This is a genomic window from Streptomyces bugieae (assembly GCF_036352915.1).
GTDB classification, from domain to species: Bacteria; Actinomycetota; Actinomycetes; order Streptomycetales; family Streptomycetaceae; genus Streptomyces; species Streptomyces endophytica.
Genome location: NZ_JAZBJP010000013.1, coordinates 155,506 through 171,198 on the forward strand (window position 1 = coordinate 155,506; position 15,693 = coordinate 171,198).

A 15,693-nucleotide genomic window follows, 5' to 3' on the forward strand; every position below is an offset into this window, starting at 1 on the left:
AGAGGTCGGGGGTCAGGGGTCGGAAGTCGGAGGCGTACGTACCGCCCGCCGCTCAGCCGCCCGCCGCTCAGCCGCCCGCCGGTTCGCCGCAGGAGCGGCGGGGCACGAGCCGGGCCGGGAGCAGTACCGATTCGGCGGGGCTGCCCTCGATCCGGGCCAGCAGGGTGCGGACGGCGGCCCGGCCCAGTTCACGGGTGGGCTGCGCGATGGCGGTCAGCGGCGGATCGGTGTGGGCGAACCAGGGCACGTCGTCGTAGACCACCAGCGCCATGTCGTCGGGGACCCGCAGTCCGCGGGCGCGGAGTTCGTCCAGCGCGCCGAGCGCCATCAGGTTGTCGGTGGCCAGCACCGCGTCCGGCGGCTCGGGGAGGTCGAGGAAGCCGCGCATCACCTGGCGGCCGCCGGTGGGCTGGAGGTCGGGGGTGGCGCCGACCCGCTCGTCGGGCAGCGGGATGTCGTGGCGGGCCAGCGCCGTACGGAAGAGGGCGAGGCGCTCGTCGCCGGTGGGGGTGCCGGCCGGGGCGACGATGATCGCGGGGCGGCGGCGGCCGAGGGCGGCGAGATGGCCGGCGAGTTCGGTGAGCGCGGCGCGTCCGTCGGCGCGTACGCAGGGGGCGTCGACGCCGGGAACGCTGCGGTCCAGCAGGACCAGCGGGGTGCCGGAGGCGACGACCTCGCGGAGCATCGCCGAACCGGTACCGGCCGAGCTGACCAGCAGGCCGTCGATCCGGCGGTCGAGCAGGGTGCGGATGTAGTCGTCCTGCTGCTCGGGGCGTTCGCCGGCGTTGCCGATGACCAGGCTGTAGCCGAGGCTGCGGGCCGCGTCCTCGACGGCGTCGGCGAGCTCGGTGAAGAACGGGTTGGTCAGATCGCTGATGATCAGGCCGAGCGCGCCGGTCCGCGCGGTGCGCAGGGCGCGGGCGACGTTGTTGGGGCGGTAGCCCAGCTCGTGTACGGCGGCGAGCACCCGGTCGCGGGTCTCGGCGACCGGGCTGTGCCCGTTGAGGACCCGGGAGACCGTGGCCACGGAGACCCCTGCCCGCTCTGCCACGTCCTTGATGTTCGCCATGGCGCCGTTGCCGTTCCGATCGTCGGTGTAATCGTTTTCACGAGGATGTCATGAGGGCTACGAAATCGATTACACGGCGGGGGCGTCAAGGTGCGGTGCGCGTGGCCTGCGTCACACCGTGATCGCGCGGCCGGCCGCTGGGGGCATGCGACGGGGCGGGAGAAGGGTGGCCGTACGGGCCTCCGCGAACGACAGGGGCCGCACCCCGGGTCGGTCCGGGATGCGGCCCCTGGCGCGTGCGCGAAGGCGCCGTTACGGGAAACGCCGTGCGGCAGACGCCTCTTCAGGAGACGTCACTGCGGCGCTCGGTCAGGCGACGGTCAGCTTGACGTCGATGTTGCCGCGGGTGGCGTGGGAGTACGGGCACACCTGGTGCGCCTTCTCCACGAGGTCCTTGGCGGTGGCGGCGTCGACCGTGGGGATGGAGGCCACGATCTCGACGGTGAGGCCGAAGCCGCCGTCCGGGGTCTTGCCGATGCCGACCTTGGCGGTCACCCGGGAGCCGGAGACATCGGCGTTCTCCCGGCGGGCGACGACGCTGAGCGCGCCCTGGAAGCAGGCGCTGTAACCGGCCGCGAACAGCTGCTCCGGGTTGGTGCCGGCGCCGCTGCCGCCCTGCTCCTTGGGCGGGTTGACGACCACGTCGAGCTTGCCGTCGTCGCTGGCGACGCGGCCGTCACGGCCGTTCTCAGCGGTGGCGACGGCGGTGTAGACGACGTCGACGGTCTGGATGGACATACGAAATCCTCCTGTGGTTCGCCGCGACTCGCGCCCACGGATCGCGACGGCTTGCCGCCGAGCCTAACGGGCCCGCGCAAGGGCACGGCGAGGAGGGCTCGCCGTCCGGCGGCCGCCGCCGGTGATCGCTCAGGCCTCCGTCAGGCTCACGATCATCTTTCCGGTGTTCTCGCCGCGGAGCATGCCCAGGAAGGCGTCCACGCCGTGCTCGATGCCGGCGACCTTGGTCTCGCTGTACTGCAGCTCGCCGGAGCGGATCCAGGCGGAGACCTCCTCGACGAACTGCGGCTGCAGCGCGGAGTGGTCGCTGACCAGCAGGCCCTGGAGGCGCAGCCGCTTGCCGATGACCATGGCGAGGTTGCGCGGCGCGGGGCTGGGCTCCGTGGCGTTGTACATCGAGATCATGCCGCAGATGGCCGCCCGGCCGTGGACGTTGAGGGCGCTGATGGCCGCTTCGAGGTGGTCGCCGCCGACGTTGTCGAAGTAGACGTCGATGCCTTCGGGCGCGGCCTCCTTCAGCTGCTGGGTGACGTTGCCGTTCTTGTAGTTGAAGGCGGCGTCGAAGCCGTACTCCTCGACCAGGAGCTTGACCTTCTCGTCGGAGCCGGCCGAGCCGATGACCCGGGAGGCGCCCTTGAGCTTGGCGATCTGGCCGACCTGGCTGCCCACCGCGCCGGCCGCGCCGGACACGAAGACGGCGTCGCCCTCCTTGAAGGACGCGACCTCCAGCAGGCCCGCGTACGCGGTCAGGCCCGGCATGCCCAGGACGCCGAGGTAGGCGGTGAGCGGGGCCAGCGACGGGTCCACCTTGGCGGTCCGCTTGGCGTCCACGACGGCGTACTCGCGCCAGCCGAGGCCGTGCAGGACGTGGTCGCCGACGGCGAGGGAGTCGGCGCGGGAGGCGATGACCTCGCCGACCGCGCCGCCCTCCATCGGCTCGTCGAGCTGGAAGGGCGGGACGTAGGACTTCACGTCGTTCATCCGGCCGCGCATGTACGGGTCGACGGAGAAGTGCTGGTTGCGGACGAGGACCTGGCCCTCGCCGAGCTCGGGCACCGCGGCCTCGCGCAGCGCGAAGTCCTCCGGGGTGGGCCAGCCGTGCGGGCGGGCGACGAGGTGCCATTCGCGGCTGGTCGTGGGCAGTGCGGACATGAGAGCCATCCTCCTAATGCTTCAGGTGCTGAAACAATAATGGACTCGATATTTCATGATGTCAAGTAATCGGGTATCCTGGTGCACATGACACCGCGCCCAGACTCCTTGACCGTCGAGGTCGTCGATCTCATCGGCACCGTCGTCGCCCGTTACCACGAGGAGTACGAGCACGCCGCGGCCGAGCACTCCCTCACCGGCACGCAGGCCCGCGTCCTCAGCCTGCTCGCGGTCGGGCCGCAGCCCATGCGCAAGATCGCCAACTGCCTGAAGTGCGAGCCGTCGAACGTCACCGGCATCGTGGACCGCCTGGAGTCCCGCGGCCTGGTCGAGCGCCGCCCCGATCCGGACGACCGCCGCGTGAAGCTCGCCGCCGCGACGGCCGAGGGCGCGCGGACGGCCGAGGCGCTGCGGACCTCGCTGCACTTCGCCCGCGAGCCGCTCGGCAAGCTGACCATCGCCGAGCGCACGCTGCTGAAGGAACTGCTGCAGCGGATGCTGGGCGGCACCGCGGAGTAGGCGGAGTAGCGGGGCGGCACCGCGGAGCAACGGCGAGGAGCACCGCCGTCACCGTCGCGCAAGTGGCCCACGATCACCGCGGCCAGGTGGACCGGGCGGGCGGGCCGGTGGCGGCTTAGGGTCGCCGTATGACACAGACCGGCGAGACCCGCCACTCCGTCGACTTCTACTTCGACCCCATCTGCCCGTTCGCCTGGATCTCCTCCCGCTGGATCCTGGAGGTCGAGCAGCACCGCGAGCTGGACCTGCGGTTCCGCGTGATGAGCCTGTCCGTGCTCAACGAGGGCCGCACGGACCTCCCCGAGAAGTACCGCGAGCTGCTGGACTCCGGGTGGGGACCGGTGCGGGTGTGCATCGCGGCGGCCCAGGAGCACGGCGAGGACGTGCTGCGCGACCTCTACACCGCGCTGGGCACCCGGATCCACAACAACGGCCGCGAGGACACCGCGGCCGTCATCGAGGAGGCGCTCGCCGAGGTCGGACTGCCGGCGGAGCTGGCCCGTGCCGCCGGGAGCGAGGCGTACGACGATGCGCTGCGCAAGAGCCACCACGAGGGCATGGACCCGGTCGGCGAGGACGTCGGGACGCCCACGATCCACATCGACGGCGTCGCCTTCTTCGGGCCGGTCCTGATGGCGATCCCGCGTGGCGAGGACGCGGTGCGGGTCTTCGACGGCGCCCGCCTCCTCGCCGGTTACGACAAGTTCTTCGAGCTCAAGCGGACCCGCACCGGCGAGTTCGACTTCAGCTGACCGCTTCCGTGGAGGCCGGGGCCGGGGCCGGGTCCACCGGAGCCGGTGTGGGACGTACCCCCCGCAGCAGCGCCACGGCCAGCACGGCCGCGCAGAGCATCACGCCCGCGGCGCTCAGCACGGCCGTCTGCAGTCCGTCGGTGAAGGCGGTGCGGGCCGCGGTCAGCACCGCCCGGCCGGCCTGCGCCGGGAGATGCGCGGCCACCGCGGCGGCGCCGGCCAGCGTCTCCCGTGCGGCGTCGGCCGCCCCCTGGGGGAGGCCGGCCGGCAGGGCGTCGCCCATGTGGCCGCGGTAGACGGCACTGCCGACGCTGCCCAGGATCGCCATGCCCAGCGCGCCGCCCAGTTCGGTGCCGGACTCCAGCACGGCCGAGGCGGAGCCCGCGCGCTCCGGGGGTGCCGCGCCGAGGGCCAGTTCGTTGCCGAGCGACGCCACCATCACCAGGCCGGAGGCGTAGACCGACGAGGCGACCAGGACGTACCAGAGGGCCGAGCCCGGCTCCACCCAGGAGAGCCAGATGAAGCCGCCGGCCGCGAGGACGAAGCCGAGGGCGATGACGTGCGCCCGGTCCATCCGCTGGGCGAGCGCCGTGGCCACCGCGGTCATGCCGCCCACGGCGAGGGTCGGCAGCAGGTTCCAGAGCGCGGCCTCCAGCGGGCTCATGCCCCGTACGGTCTGCAGGTACTGGGTGAAGAAGACCGCGCAGCCGACGATCGCGAACATCGCCAGCAGGTTCATCAGCACCGAGACGCTGAACCCGCGGTGCCGGAAGAGTTCGAGGTCGAGCATGGGGTGGCGGGCGGTGCGCTGGCGGACGACGAAGCCCGCGGCGGCCAGCAGGCCGACGGCGAGGGCGAGGACGGGCAGGACGGACACGCCGTTGCGGGCCATCTCCTTGATGCCGTAGACGATCGGCAGCATGGCGAGCAGGGAGAGCAGCGAGCCGGGCAGGTCGAAGCGGCCGGTGGCCGGATTCCTGAACTCCGGGAGCAGCAGCGGCCCGCAGACCAGCAGCAGCACCATCGCCGGCGTGTTGATCAGGAACACCGAGCCCCACCAGAAGTGCTCCAGCAGCAGCCCGCTGAGCACCGGTCCGACCGCGATGCCGCCCATGGTCGCGGCCGACCAGATGGCGATGGCCTTGCCGCGCTGCTTGGCGTCGTGGAAGAGGTTGCGGATCAGCGCCAGGGTGGACGGCATCAGGGTCGCGCCCCCGATGCCGAGCAACGCCCGGGCGGCGATGAGCATTTCGGCGCTGCCGGCGTAGGCGGCGAGCCCGGAGGCGAGGGCGAAGAGCAGGGCGCCGAACAGCAGCAGCCGGCGGCGCCCGATGCGGTCGCCCAGCGCGCCCATGGTGATGAGCAGGCCGGCCAGGACGAACCCGTAGACGTCCAGGATCCACAGCTGCTGGACGCTGCTGGGTTCGAGCTGCGCGGTCAGGAACGGCACCGCGAAGTAGAGCACCGAGACGTCCATGGAGACCAGGAGGCAGGGCAGCAGGAGGACGGCGAGGGCAATCCACTCCCGGCGGCCGGCCCGCGGCTCGGGGGCCGGGGCGGGGGCAGGCGATGTGTACGAGGTAAACGACATGGGTGACACGGTAAGCACCCGCGACTTACGGTGCAAACATCAGGAACGGCAAGGGAGTTGCAGGTGCATCACACTAGTGCACCTGCCTAGTGCGCAATATCAGAGCGCCGCAGGTAGGGGCGGGTAGTTCCCCGCGCTGCTACTGTCGGCGTCAGTGCGAAGGCCCTGGTGCACTAGTACGGCACCGATGAGGCCCTGACCCGGCACCCAGACGGAGGAGGCCCCCCGTGGCGCAGCCCAGCGCACCGCCCTACCGCCGGATCGTCGCGGAGATCCGGCGCCGCATCGACGCCGGTGAACTGGCGCCGGGCGACCGGGTGCCGTCGACCCGGCGGATCACCCAGGAATGGGGGGTGGCGATGGCCACCGCCACGAAGGTACTGACCACGCTGCGCCAGGAGGGGGTCGTACGGGCGGTCCCGGGCGTGGGGACGGTGGTGGCCGAGCCGCGGCCGCAGCAGCGGGCGGCACGCGGTCCGGCCCCGCGGGAGCGGCGATCGCGGGACGCGGACGGCGGGCTGAGCCAGGAGCGGATCGTCCGGGCCGGGATCAAGGTCGCCGACGCCGAGGGGCTGCGCGCGCTGTCGATGCGCCGGGTCGCCGCCGAGTTCGGGGTGTCGTCGATGGCGCTCTACCGCCATGTGGCCGGCAAGGACGAGCTGGAACTGCTGATGGCGGACGCCGTGTTCGGGGAGGTGGAGCTGCCCGATCCGGCACCGGACGGCTGGCGCGACCGGATGGAGGCCGGGGCGCGGCTGCAGTGGACGCTCTACCGGCGCCATCCATGGCTGGCGAAGTACCTGTCGGTCACCCGCCCGCAGCCGATGCCGCGGGCGATGGCACTGATCGAGTGGACCGTGGGCCGGGTCGAAGGGGCGGCTCCGGTGACCCAGCTCCACATGGCCGTGACACTGCTGGGTTTCGTGATGTTCACCGCCGCCGGTTTCGAGGACGACCTGGAGGCCGAGCAGGAGACCGGGATGAACCAGGACCAGTGGATGGCCGCGATGGAGCCGGAGTTCGAGGGCATCTTCACGTCCGGCGCGTATCCGATGTACGCGGCGATGTCCGACTCCCCGGAGGACTCCTTCAACCTGGAGACGCTGTTCGAGTTCGGTCTGGCCCGCCTCCTGGACGGCATGGCGGTGCTGGTCGAGGGCCGCGGCGACACCGCCTGACCCGGCCGGAGAGCTCAGTGGAGTTCCCCGCGGAGCCGCCGCGCCCGTAACACCAGTTCCAGTTCGAAGCGGCGGTCCGGGTCGTCCACCTCCGGGCCCCATAACTCCCTTATCTGGCGCAGCCGGTAGCGCACGGTCTGCGGGTGGACGCCGAGCCGGGCGGCGATCTCCGGGGCCCCGCCGCGGGTCTCCAGCCAGGCGAGCAGGGTCTCCGCGAGCCGCCGCCCGTGGGTCGGGCCGCAGTCGTCGAGGGGGGCGAGGCGGCGGCGGGTGAGGTCGTCGATCAGCTCCTCGGGCGGCAGCAGGACCAGCGCCTCGGTGTGTTCGGTGCACTGCAGCAGTTCGCCGGCCGGCAGCAGTCCGCGCTCGATCAGGTCGGCCGCGGCCCCGGCCCAGCGCAGCGATTTCGCGGCGGCCGGCAGGGGGACGACCGGGCCGAGCGCGCCCGACCAGCCGGCCGCGGCCCGGCCCAGCAGCTCGCGCCGGCCCGGGGCGTCCGGTTCCGGCACCACCATCCGCGGCCGTTCGCACTCCATGTCCAGCAGGACGTCCGGGGCGACGGCGGGGGCCACCGCCGCCCGGTCCGGGCGCAGCAGCACGGCGACCGCGACGCGTTCGGGCAGCGGCCAGCCGATCCGGGCGGCGCGTTCGGCGAGCGCCGCCGGCACCCCGCCGGCCGCCCCGGGAGGGGCCGTTCCGGTTCCGCTCCCGCCGCGTCGCGTACGGGTCGCCGCGAGGCCGAAGAGCTGCTCCATCAGGCGGCGTTGCTGCCGCAGCCGCTCCCCCGCCTGGCGGGCGGCGGCCTCGGCGTAGCCGCGGACGGACTCGGCGACCAGCCCGTCGAGGTACTCGAAGCCGGACTCGGCCAGCTCGTACATCGCCGGGGCGGGGATGGCGACCTGCTGGCCGATCTCGGCGAGCCGCCGCCAGGCCAGCCGTACGCCGAGCCGGTAGATCGCCTGCAGCGCGTCCAGGCTGCGGCCCTGCATGCCCTCGCCGCGGCCGAACTCCTGGAAGACCCGCGGGTGGACGTGCGGCCGGTCCAGCCCGGTGGTCAGGTGCGTGACGAAGTGCTCCAGCGACTGGCGGATGCCGACCAGCGCCCGCGGCTCGCCGAACTCGTCCGGAACCAGCGGTAGTTGGGGGTACTCGTGGCGGATCTCGCGCAGGATGTCCTGGGCCAGCGTGGGCACCTCCGCCAGCGCCAGGGTGGCGAACTGCCGTACCTGGTAGGGCGGGACGTCCCGCCAGGCCGAGCGGACGGCGGTCACCATGGCGAGGACCTCCTTCGTACGCCGCGGGCCGGCCGGGCTGCGCATACCGCCCGCCTACTCGCCGGCCCGGTCGAAGGTCACCAGCGGCACATTGGGCTGTTCGGGGGTGGCATCCAGCGCCGCGACGATGCCGAGTGCGGCGGCGACGGCCAGGGCGGCGGCGGTCAGCGCGGTCAGTGCGGCGGCGAGCATCCGGTGCATGGCGCGGCGAGCCCTTCGTCGGGACCGGAGACCTCACCGGTCTCCGTCGGGTCGGTACGGCACACGGCACAGCCCCGGGGCGTACGGAATCGGGGTCCGGCTCGTGCCGCGTCCCACAGCGCGGCACCACTCGGTCGTGGTGACTGCCGAGTGTGGAAGGGCATTGACGGTCTGTCAAGAGTTCGCTTACGTTCCCGGCCCATGGGCGCCCGGCCCGCCCGACGCCGTTTCCCGGGCGGCCGCCCGCCCCTCCGCACGTGCACCAGAGCGTGATCCCCCACCGCTTCCAGGAGTGCCCGTATGCCTTCCCCCACCTCCGTTTCCGCCCCGCCTCCGGCCCCCGCCACCACGGCGACCGGTGCCCGCACCGCCGCCCCGACATCCCTGGCACTGCTCGGCCTCGGTGTCTTCCTGCTCGTCCTCGCACCCCTGCTGGCCTGGTACGTCACGCCGTGGGCGAAGGTCACCCCGGTCGACGTCGACGTCACCACCGTCTTCACCGGCACCGGCAGCTACTTCGACACCGACGCCCTGCGCACCAGGGACCGGCAGCGGATCACCCTCACCCGGCACGTACTGGGCGACGTCGCGGCGAGCGAGAAGAGCGGACGGGCCGTGTGGGACGTCTCCACCACGGTCGACACCCCGAAGACGCTGGCCCTCGCGGATCCGCGCCGGGCGTTCCAGTGGACCACCGAGCGCTGGGTCACCGACCGGCGCAGCAACGCCCCGGTGCACTGCTGCGGCGAGGCCCCGACCCGCTTCGACGGCGATGCCTACCTGAAGTTCCCCTTCGACCTGCGGCGGACCGGATACCGCTGGTGGGACAACACGCTGGGCGCCGCCGTTCCGCTCCGCTTCGCCGGTGAGCGGCGGGCCGGTGGGCTCGTGCTGTACCGCTTCACCGGGACCGTGCCGGCCACCAGGACCGGCAGCCGGCAGGTCCCCGGGCGGCTCGTCGGGCGGCCGCGGCAGGGCCAGATCCAGGCCGAGGAGTGGTACGCCAACTCCGGTATCGAGCTGGTCGCCGAGCAGCGCACCGGCCGGATCGTGGATGCGGCGATCTCGCCGGTCAAGACGCTGCGGGCGCCCGGCGGCCGGCACGACGCGGTGACGCTGCTGCGCGGCGAGCGGCTGCGGTTCACCCCGGCGACGCGACGGGCGCAGCTGCGGCTGGCGGAGGCGGACAGCGGCAGGCTGACGCTGGTCGGCGGGGCGCTGCCGGTGGGCGCCGCGGTGGCGGGCGGACTGCTGACGGCGGCCGGGGTGATCTGGGTGGCGCGGGGGCGGCGGCGCACGGAGGGCGGGTGACGCCCCGCGCCGCCGGCCGGCCGCGGCGCCCCACGGCTTGCGTGAAGTGATGAACCGTCAGTTCAAGACCGCGCGGATTTTGTCACCCCGGTGAGTAGCCGCACCCCGGGGCCCGGCCCAAAACTGTCCACCCCATGGCGCAGCACGACCCGCACGACTCAGCACGCAGTACGTCCCCCCACCACCGGTACCGCACCCTGAGACGAGTTGGATCCGCCCATGCCCCCACACGTACGGCCCGCTCCCGACACCCGCCCCGCTCCGCCGCTCGCCCCGCCCGCGGCCGCCGGTCCCCCCGCCGGCGGCCCGCCCCCGCTCCCCCGCCGGATCGTCTTCCTCGCCCGGCGTGACCTGGGCAACCCGGCCGCCGGCGGCTCCGAGCTGCTGGTGGACCGGATCGCCGAGGGCCTGACCGCACACGGTCACCAGGTCACCCTGGTGTGCGGCGGGCCGGCCTCCCCCAAGGCCTCGGCTCCGCCCGGCCAGGGAGGTACCCCCGCCCCGGACTACCGGGTGGTGTCCGCGGGCGGCGACGTCGGCCACTTCCTGCGCGCACCACGCCACCTGGAGCGCCGGGTCGGCGGCTGCGACCTGCTGGTCGAGGTCTGCAACGGCATGCCGTACCTCGCCCCGCTGTGGCACCGCGGACCGACGCTGTGCCTGGTCAACCACGTGCACACGGACCTGTGGCGGCTGCGCTACCCGGGGCCGGCCGCCCGGCTGGGCCGCCAACTGGAGCACTGGGCGCTGGCCGGGGCGCACCGCCGCAATCTGATGGTCGCGGTCTCCGGTTCGACCGCGGCCGCGCTGCACGAGCTGGGCGTGGCCCCCGAGCGCGTCCGGCTGGTGCACAACGGCGTGGAGGAACCGGGGCCGCTGGTCCCGAAGGCGCCCGAACCGCTGTTCCTGGCCATGGGCCGGCTCGTCGAGTACAAGCGGATCGACCTGCTGCTGCGGCTGTGGGAACGGGTCCGGCCGGTGACCGGCGGCCGATTGGTGATCGTCGGCGACGGACCGGAACGCGCCCGGCTGACCGCGCTGGCCGGCCCCGGCGTCACCTTCACCGGCCGGATCTGCGAACGGCGCAAACACGAACTGCTCTGCTCCGCGTGGCTGTTGCTGCACCCGTCGCTGGTCGAGGGGTGGGGCCTGGTGGTCATGGAGGCGGCCGCCCGGCGCACCCCCGCGCTCGGCTTCGACATCCCCGGACTGCGGGATTCCGTCGAGGACGGCGTCACCGGTCTGCTCGCCCGCGGGGAGAGCACCTTCGCCGCGCACTGGTGCGCCCTCGGGCTGAGCGCGCGGCGCCGTACCGCCCTGGGACTCGCCGCGGAGGCGCGGGCCGCCCGCTTCCGGTGGAGCCATACCGTCCGCAGCTTCCGTGCGGTCGCGGCGGAGGCGTTCCGCACCGCGTCCCCCGGGCGGTGAGGCCCGAAGTGCGCGACCCCTCACTGCGCCGGTCCTGGGCCCTGTTCCGGGCCTTCCTGCGGGAGCAGGACGATCCCGAGCACTGCTACCGGCTGCTCGCCCGCGACGCCGCCGACCAGGTCGAACGCCATCTGCCGCTGCAGGGCGCGGTGGTCGCCGACGTCGGCGGCGGCTGCGGCCACTTCACCGAGGAGTTCCGGCGGCGCGGCGCCCACGGCTACCTCTTCGAGCCCGATCCCGCCGAACTGACCGCCCGCGGGCGGCGGCCCGAGGGCGCGGTGATCGCCGACGGCTATCTGCTGCCGCTCGCCGACGGCGCCGCCGACGTCTGCTTCTCGTCCAACGTCCTGGAACACGTCGCCGACCCGCAGACCTTCCTCAGCGAACTGATCCGGGTCACCCGCCCCGGCGGGCTCGTCTACGTCGCCTTCACCAACTGGTTCTCCCCCTGGGGCGGCCACGAGACCGCGCCCTGGCACTACCTTGGCGCCGAGCGGGCCCGCAGCCGCTACCGGCGGCGCACCGGCGGACCGGCCAAACACACCCTGGGCGTCAACCTGTTCGCGGTGCACGTCGGCCGCACCCTGCGCCAGGTGCGGGCCCGGGACGACGTCGCGCTCGTCACCGCACGCTCCCGCTACGCGCCGTTCCTCGCCGAGGCCATCCCCCGCCTCCCGGGCATCCGGGAGGTCGCCACCTGGAACCTCCTCCTCATCCTGCGGCGGTTGCCATGACCCAGACCCTCAGGTCCTCCCCGTCCCCGGGGTCGCCCGACGCCGGCGGCCGGACCGCGCCCGTCCCGGCCCCCTCGCCCGGGCGGCCGCGGTCCCGGCGCTGGCTGCTCGCCTTCTGGGCGCTCACCCTGGCCGGCTTCCTCGCGCCCGCGCCGGGCAGGATGACGTTCGAGACGAAGCTGGGGGTCAGCACCGATCCCTGGCGCTTCCTCGGTGACCTCGGGCAGCTGTGGCACGACCGGGCCGGTCTCGGCGGCCTCGCCGACCAGTACATCGGCTACGCCTTCCCGGCCCTCCCGTATTACGGCCTGGCCCACCTCGCCCACCTACCGGTGTGGCTGGCCGAGCGGCTGTGGATGTCCCTGATCGTCACGACCGCGTTCTGGGGCGCCCTCCGGCTGGCCGAACGGCTGCGGTGCGGCTCCCCGGCCTCCCGCCTGCTGTCCGCCGCCTGTTACGCGCTGTGGCCCACCTTCACCCTCGTCATCGGCTCCACCTCCGCCGCCGCGCTGCCCGGGGCGATGCTGCCGTGGGTGCTGCTGCCGTTGACGAACACGCAGGTCAACGCGCGGATCGCGGCCGCCCGTTCGGCGCTGCTGATCCCGTTCATGGGCGGTGTCAACGCGGCCTCGACGCTGGCCTGCCTGCTGCCCGCCGGGCTGTACCTGCTCTCCCGCACCGGGCCGCGCCGGACCCGGCTGCTCGCCTGGTGGCTGCCCGGGGTCGTGCTGGCCACCGCCTGGTGGGTGGTGCCGCTGCTCCTGCTGGGCCTGCACGGCGAAAACTTCATGCCGTTCATCGAGCAGGCCGACACCACCACCGGCACCATGTCCGCCACCGAACTGCTGCGCGGCGCCGGCAACTGGGTCGGCTATCTGAACTTCGGCGAACCGTGGTTGCCCGCCGGCTGGACGCTGACCGCCCGACCGTACGCGGTGCTCGGCTCGGCGCTGGCCGCGGCCCTCGGCCTGGCCGGCCTGGCCCGCCGCGAGCTGCCCGAGCGGCGCTGGCTGCTGCTGACCGTGCTGTCCGTCGCGCTGATCACGCTGGCCGGATACGGCGGCGCGCTCGGCGGGCCGCTGCACGGGCCGTGGCAGGACTGGCTGAACGGCTGGCTGCGCCCGTTCCGCAACATCTACAAGTTCACGCCCGGCCTGGCGCTCGCGCTCACCCTGGGCCTGGCGCATCTGCTCGCGGCCGCCGGCGGACGGCACGCCACCCGCCGGGTCCCCGCCCGCCACCGGCTGCCCCTGCTGACCGCGCTCCTCATCCTGCCCGCGCTCGCCCTGCCGTTCCTCACCGGCACCGTCCTCCAGCCGGGCGCCTTCAAGCAGTTGCCCGCCTACTGGACGCAGACCGCCCAGTGGCTGAAAGCGCACTCCCCGCAGAGCCGCGCCCTGGTGGTCCCCGCCACCGCGCACGGCATCTACACCTGGGGCTCCCCCATCGACGACCCCCTCGACGTCCTGGCCCGATCGCCCTGGACGCAACGGGACTTCGTGCCCTTCGGCACCCCCGGCGCCCGGCGCGCCCTGGACGCCGTCGAACAGGCCCTGCTGACCGGCGCCGAGGTCCCGGGCCTGCGCGACTACCTGCACCGCGCCGGACTGTACGACGTCGTCGTCCGCAACGACCTCGACCCGGACCAGATCGGCTACGTCCCGCCGCAGACCGTCAAAAGCACCCTGGAGGCGTCCGGCTACCGCAAGGCGGCCGCCTTCGGCCCGCTCACCACCGGCGGCCGGATCCCCGCCGAGGCCCCGCTCCAGATCCAGGGCCTCTATCCGCGCCAACGCGCCGTCGAGATCTACCGGCCGAGGGACACCCCCGCGCCCGGACCGGTCACCGCCCGGGCCGTCGCGGACACCGCCCAGCTCAGCGGCGGCCCGGAGGCCCTCCTCCAGCTGTCCGCCGACCCCGCGCTGCGCCGCCGGCCCACCGTGCTGACCGGCGACCACCACCCCGGGCTCGGCACCCCGCCGCTCCAGCTGACCGCCGACGGACTGCGCCGCGCCGACACCCGCTTCGGACTCGTCAACAGCAACACCTCCTACACGTACACGGCCTCGGAGACCAACCACCCCGACAGCGTGCAGGACCCCGGCCGGCCGCCCCGGCAGATCCTGCCGACCTCCGGCATCGGCCACCAGACCACCGCCGTGCTCCGCGGCGCCGCCTCGGTCACCGCCTCCACCAGCGGCAACTGGCTGTTCCACCTGCCGCAGTACGACCCGGTCAACGCCTTCGACGGCAACCCCGACACCGCCTGGGCGGAGGGCAGCGCCGGCGACCCGGTCGGCCAATGGATCAAGATCACCTTCACCCGGCCCACCGCCCTTCCGGCCACGCTGTCCCTCACCCCGCTCCGGGGGGACGGACTGCGCGCCGCCCCCACCTCCGTACGGATCGCGACCGACCGCGGCAGCACGGTCGGCCCGCTCCGCCCCGACGGGACGAAACAACAGGTCAAGGCCCCGGCGGGACCGGCGAAGTGGCTGAAGGTGACGGTCCTCGGCGCACAGACACCGCGCGCCGGGCTCTCCGGCGCCGGTTTCGCCGAGATCGGCGTGCCGGGCGTCCAGGTGACCCGGCTGCTGCAACTCCCCACCGACGCCCAGGATTCCGCCGCCCCCGCCGAGACCATCTCGCTGCACCGCGGCAGCGACCCGGGCGGACTGTCGCCGGTCTCCGCCGAGGTGGGACTGCACCGCCAGTTCCGCACCGGCTCGCCCGCGCCCTACGCGGTCTCCGGCACCGCGCTGCCCGTGCCCGGCCCCGAACTCGACCGGCTGCTGGACCGCATCGCACCGGAGCAGAAGGACCGGATCACCGCCACCGCCGACTCCACCAGCTTCGGCTTCGGCCGGTCGCTCAGCCCCCGCAACCTCGTCGACGGCGACCTGACCACCGCCTGGATCGCCGGCGACCAACCGACCCTGCACCTGCGCTGGCCGGGGCGGAAGAAGATCGACCGGATCGTGCTGGCCGCGGCCGGCGGCATCTCCACCCGGCCGGAGCAGATCCTGATCAACTCCCCGGACGGGGCGGCCACCGCGGGCGTCGACGAGAACGGCCAGGCCCGCTTCGACCCGATCACCACCGACCGCCTCGACATCACCATCAGCAAGGTGAAGGAGCTGACGCTCCACAACCCGGTCGCCGGGCAGGCCCTACAACTCCCGGTCGGCCTCAGCGAGGTCTACCTCCCGGCGCTGGACGCGTACCGCACCCCGCCGCCACCGGCCGGCGCACGCTTCACGCTCGGCTGCGGCCAGGGCCCGATGCTCGCCGTCGACGGCGTCCTGCACGCGACCAAGGCCTCGGGATACGTCCGCGATCTGACCGAACGGCGGCCCGTCTCCGTGCAGTTGTGCGCGGGCGAGGCGCGCGACGGGCGCCTGGAACTGGCGGCGGGCTGCCACCGGGTCGAGGCGGGCGACCAGGGGCCGCTGGCGCTGACGGACGTGACGTTGGGGAGGGGGACGGCGGGCGTGACGTCGGGGAGCGAGACGACGGGCGCGACGTCGGGGAGGGGGACCACGGGTGTGACGTCGGGGAGGGAGACGACGGGTGTGACGTCGGGGAGCGAGACGACGGGCGCGACGTCGGAGAGGGGGACCACGAGTGTGACGTCGGGGAAGGGCGGGCCGGCCGGTACGCGTGCGGGCGCAAGGGACCGCAGGGCCACCGCTCAGGACTGGTCGGGGGACCGGCGCACCGTCCGCATCGGCCCCGGCCAGGCCGTC

General features: G+C 73.7%; 13 protein-coding genes. 7 read left to right on the top strand and 6 right to left on the bottom strand.

Annotated features, from left to right (window positions below):
- Positions 1-67: 67 nt before the first annotated feature.
- From V2J85_RS21615 to V2J85_RS21625, 3 genes are all read right to left on the bottom strand, one after another.
- The gene (locus tag V2J85_RS21615) at positions 68-1,069 is read right to left on the bottom strand and encodes a LacI family DNA-binding transcriptional regulator (protein WP_261951720.1); all 1,002 of its coding nucleotides are present in this window, start codon (positions 1,067-1,069) and stop codon (positions 68-70) included.
- A gap of 309 nt (positions 1,070-1,378) precedes the next feature.
- Complete coding sequence (locus tag V2J85_RS21620; RefSeq protein ID WP_261951719.1) at positions 1,379-1,807, bottom strand: organic hydroperoxide resistance protein; 429 nt, start codon at positions 1,805-1,807, stop codon at positions 1,379-1,381.
- 129 nt (positions 1,808-1,936) lie between these two features.
- Entirely contained in the window at positions 1,937-2,959 is a 1,023-nt protein-coding gene (locus V2J85_RS21625; RefSeq protein WP_261951718.1) for an NADP-dependent oxidoreductase, read from the bottom strand.
- Between the two features lie 87 nt (positions 2,960-3,046).
- Here V2J85_RS21625 and V2J85_RS21630 point away from each other — a divergent pair, with 87 nt between their 5' ends.
- Both V2J85_RS21630 and V2J85_RS21635 read left to right on the top strand, forming a co-directional pair.
- Positions 3,047-3,478, top strand: coding sequence for a MarR family winged helix-turn-helix transcriptional regulator (locus V2J85_RS21630; RefSeq protein WP_261951717.1), 432 nt, complete (start codon positions 3,047-3,049; stop codon positions 3,476-3,478).
- A gap of 128 nt (positions 3,479-3,606) precedes the next feature.
- The gene (locus V2J85_RS21635) at positions 3,607-4,230 is read left to right on the top strand and encodes a mycothiol-dependent nitroreductase Rv2466c family protein (RefSeq protein ID WP_261951716.1); all 624 of its coding nucleotides are present in this window, start codon (positions 3,607-3,609) and stop codon (positions 4,228-4,230) included.
- Here V2J85_RS21635 and V2J85_RS21640 read toward each other — a convergent pair.
- Positions 4,223-5,821: an MFS transporter gene (locus V2J85_RS21640; RefSeq protein ID WP_261951715.1), complete on the bottom strand. Its 1,599-nt coding sequence runs from the start codon at positions 5,819-5,821 to the stop codon at positions 4,223-4,225. The two genes, V2J85_RS21635 and V2J85_RS21640, sit on opposite strands and share 8 nt — an antisense overlap.
- 227 nt (positions 5,822-6,048) lie before the next feature.
- On the opposite strand from V2J85_RS21640, the gene V2J85_RS21645 reads away from it, so the two are divergent.
- Entirely contained in the window at positions 6,049-6,999 is a 951-nt protein-coding gene (locus V2J85_RS21645) for a TetR/AcrR family transcriptional regulator C-terminal domain-containing protein (protein ID WP_330822487.1), read from the top strand.
- Positions 7,000-7,013: 14 nt separating this feature from the next.
- Here V2J85_RS21645 and V2J85_RS21650 read toward each other — a convergent pair whose 3' ends face one another.
- Both V2J85_RS21650 and V2J85_RS21655 read right to left on the bottom strand, forming a co-directional pair.
- Positions 7,014-8,273, bottom strand: coding sequence for a PucR-like N-terminal domain-containing protein (locus tag V2J85_RS21650; RefSeq protein ID WP_261951713.1), 1,260 nt, complete (start codon positions 8,271-8,273; stop codon positions 7,014-7,016).
- Between the two features lie 54 nt (positions 8,274-8,327).
- Positions 8,328-8,474, bottom strand: coding sequence for a hypothetical protein (locus V2J85_RS21655; RefSeq protein WP_261951712.1), 147 nt, complete (start codon positions 8,472-8,474; stop codon positions 8,328-8,330).
- A gap of 300 nt (positions 8,475-8,774) precedes the next feature.
- Here V2J85_RS21655 and pgfA point away from each other — a divergent pair, with 300 nt between their 5' ends.
- From pgfA to V2J85_RS21675, 4 genes are all read left to right on the top strand, one after another.
- Complete coding sequence (gene pgfA / locus V2J85_RS21660; protein ID WP_330822488.1) at positions 8,775-9,785, top strand: cell envelope lipid trafficking protein PgfA; 1,011 nt, start codon at positions 8,775-8,777, stop codon at positions 9,783-9,785.
- A 219-nt stretch (positions 9,786-10,004) separates the two neighbouring features.
- Positions 10,005-11,213, top strand: coding sequence for a glycosyltransferase family 4 protein (locus V2J85_RS21665; RefSeq protein ID WP_261951710.1), 1,209 nt, complete (start codon positions 10,005-10,007; stop codon positions 11,211-11,213).
- 8 nt (positions 11,214-11,221) lie between these two features.
- Positions 11,222-11,947 (top strand): class I SAM-dependent methyltransferase, encoded by a 726-nt coding sequence (locus V2J85_RS21670; RefSeq protein WP_261951709.1) that lies wholly within the window; start codon positions 11,222-11,224, stop codon positions 11,945-11,947.
- A partial coding sequence (locus V2J85_RS21675; protein WP_330822489.1) for an alpha-(1->3)-arabinofuranosyltransferase domain-containing protein occupies positions 11,944-15,693 on the top strand: 3,750 nt, incomplete at its 3' end. The genes V2J85_RS21670 and V2J85_RS21675, both read left to right, overlap by 4 nt.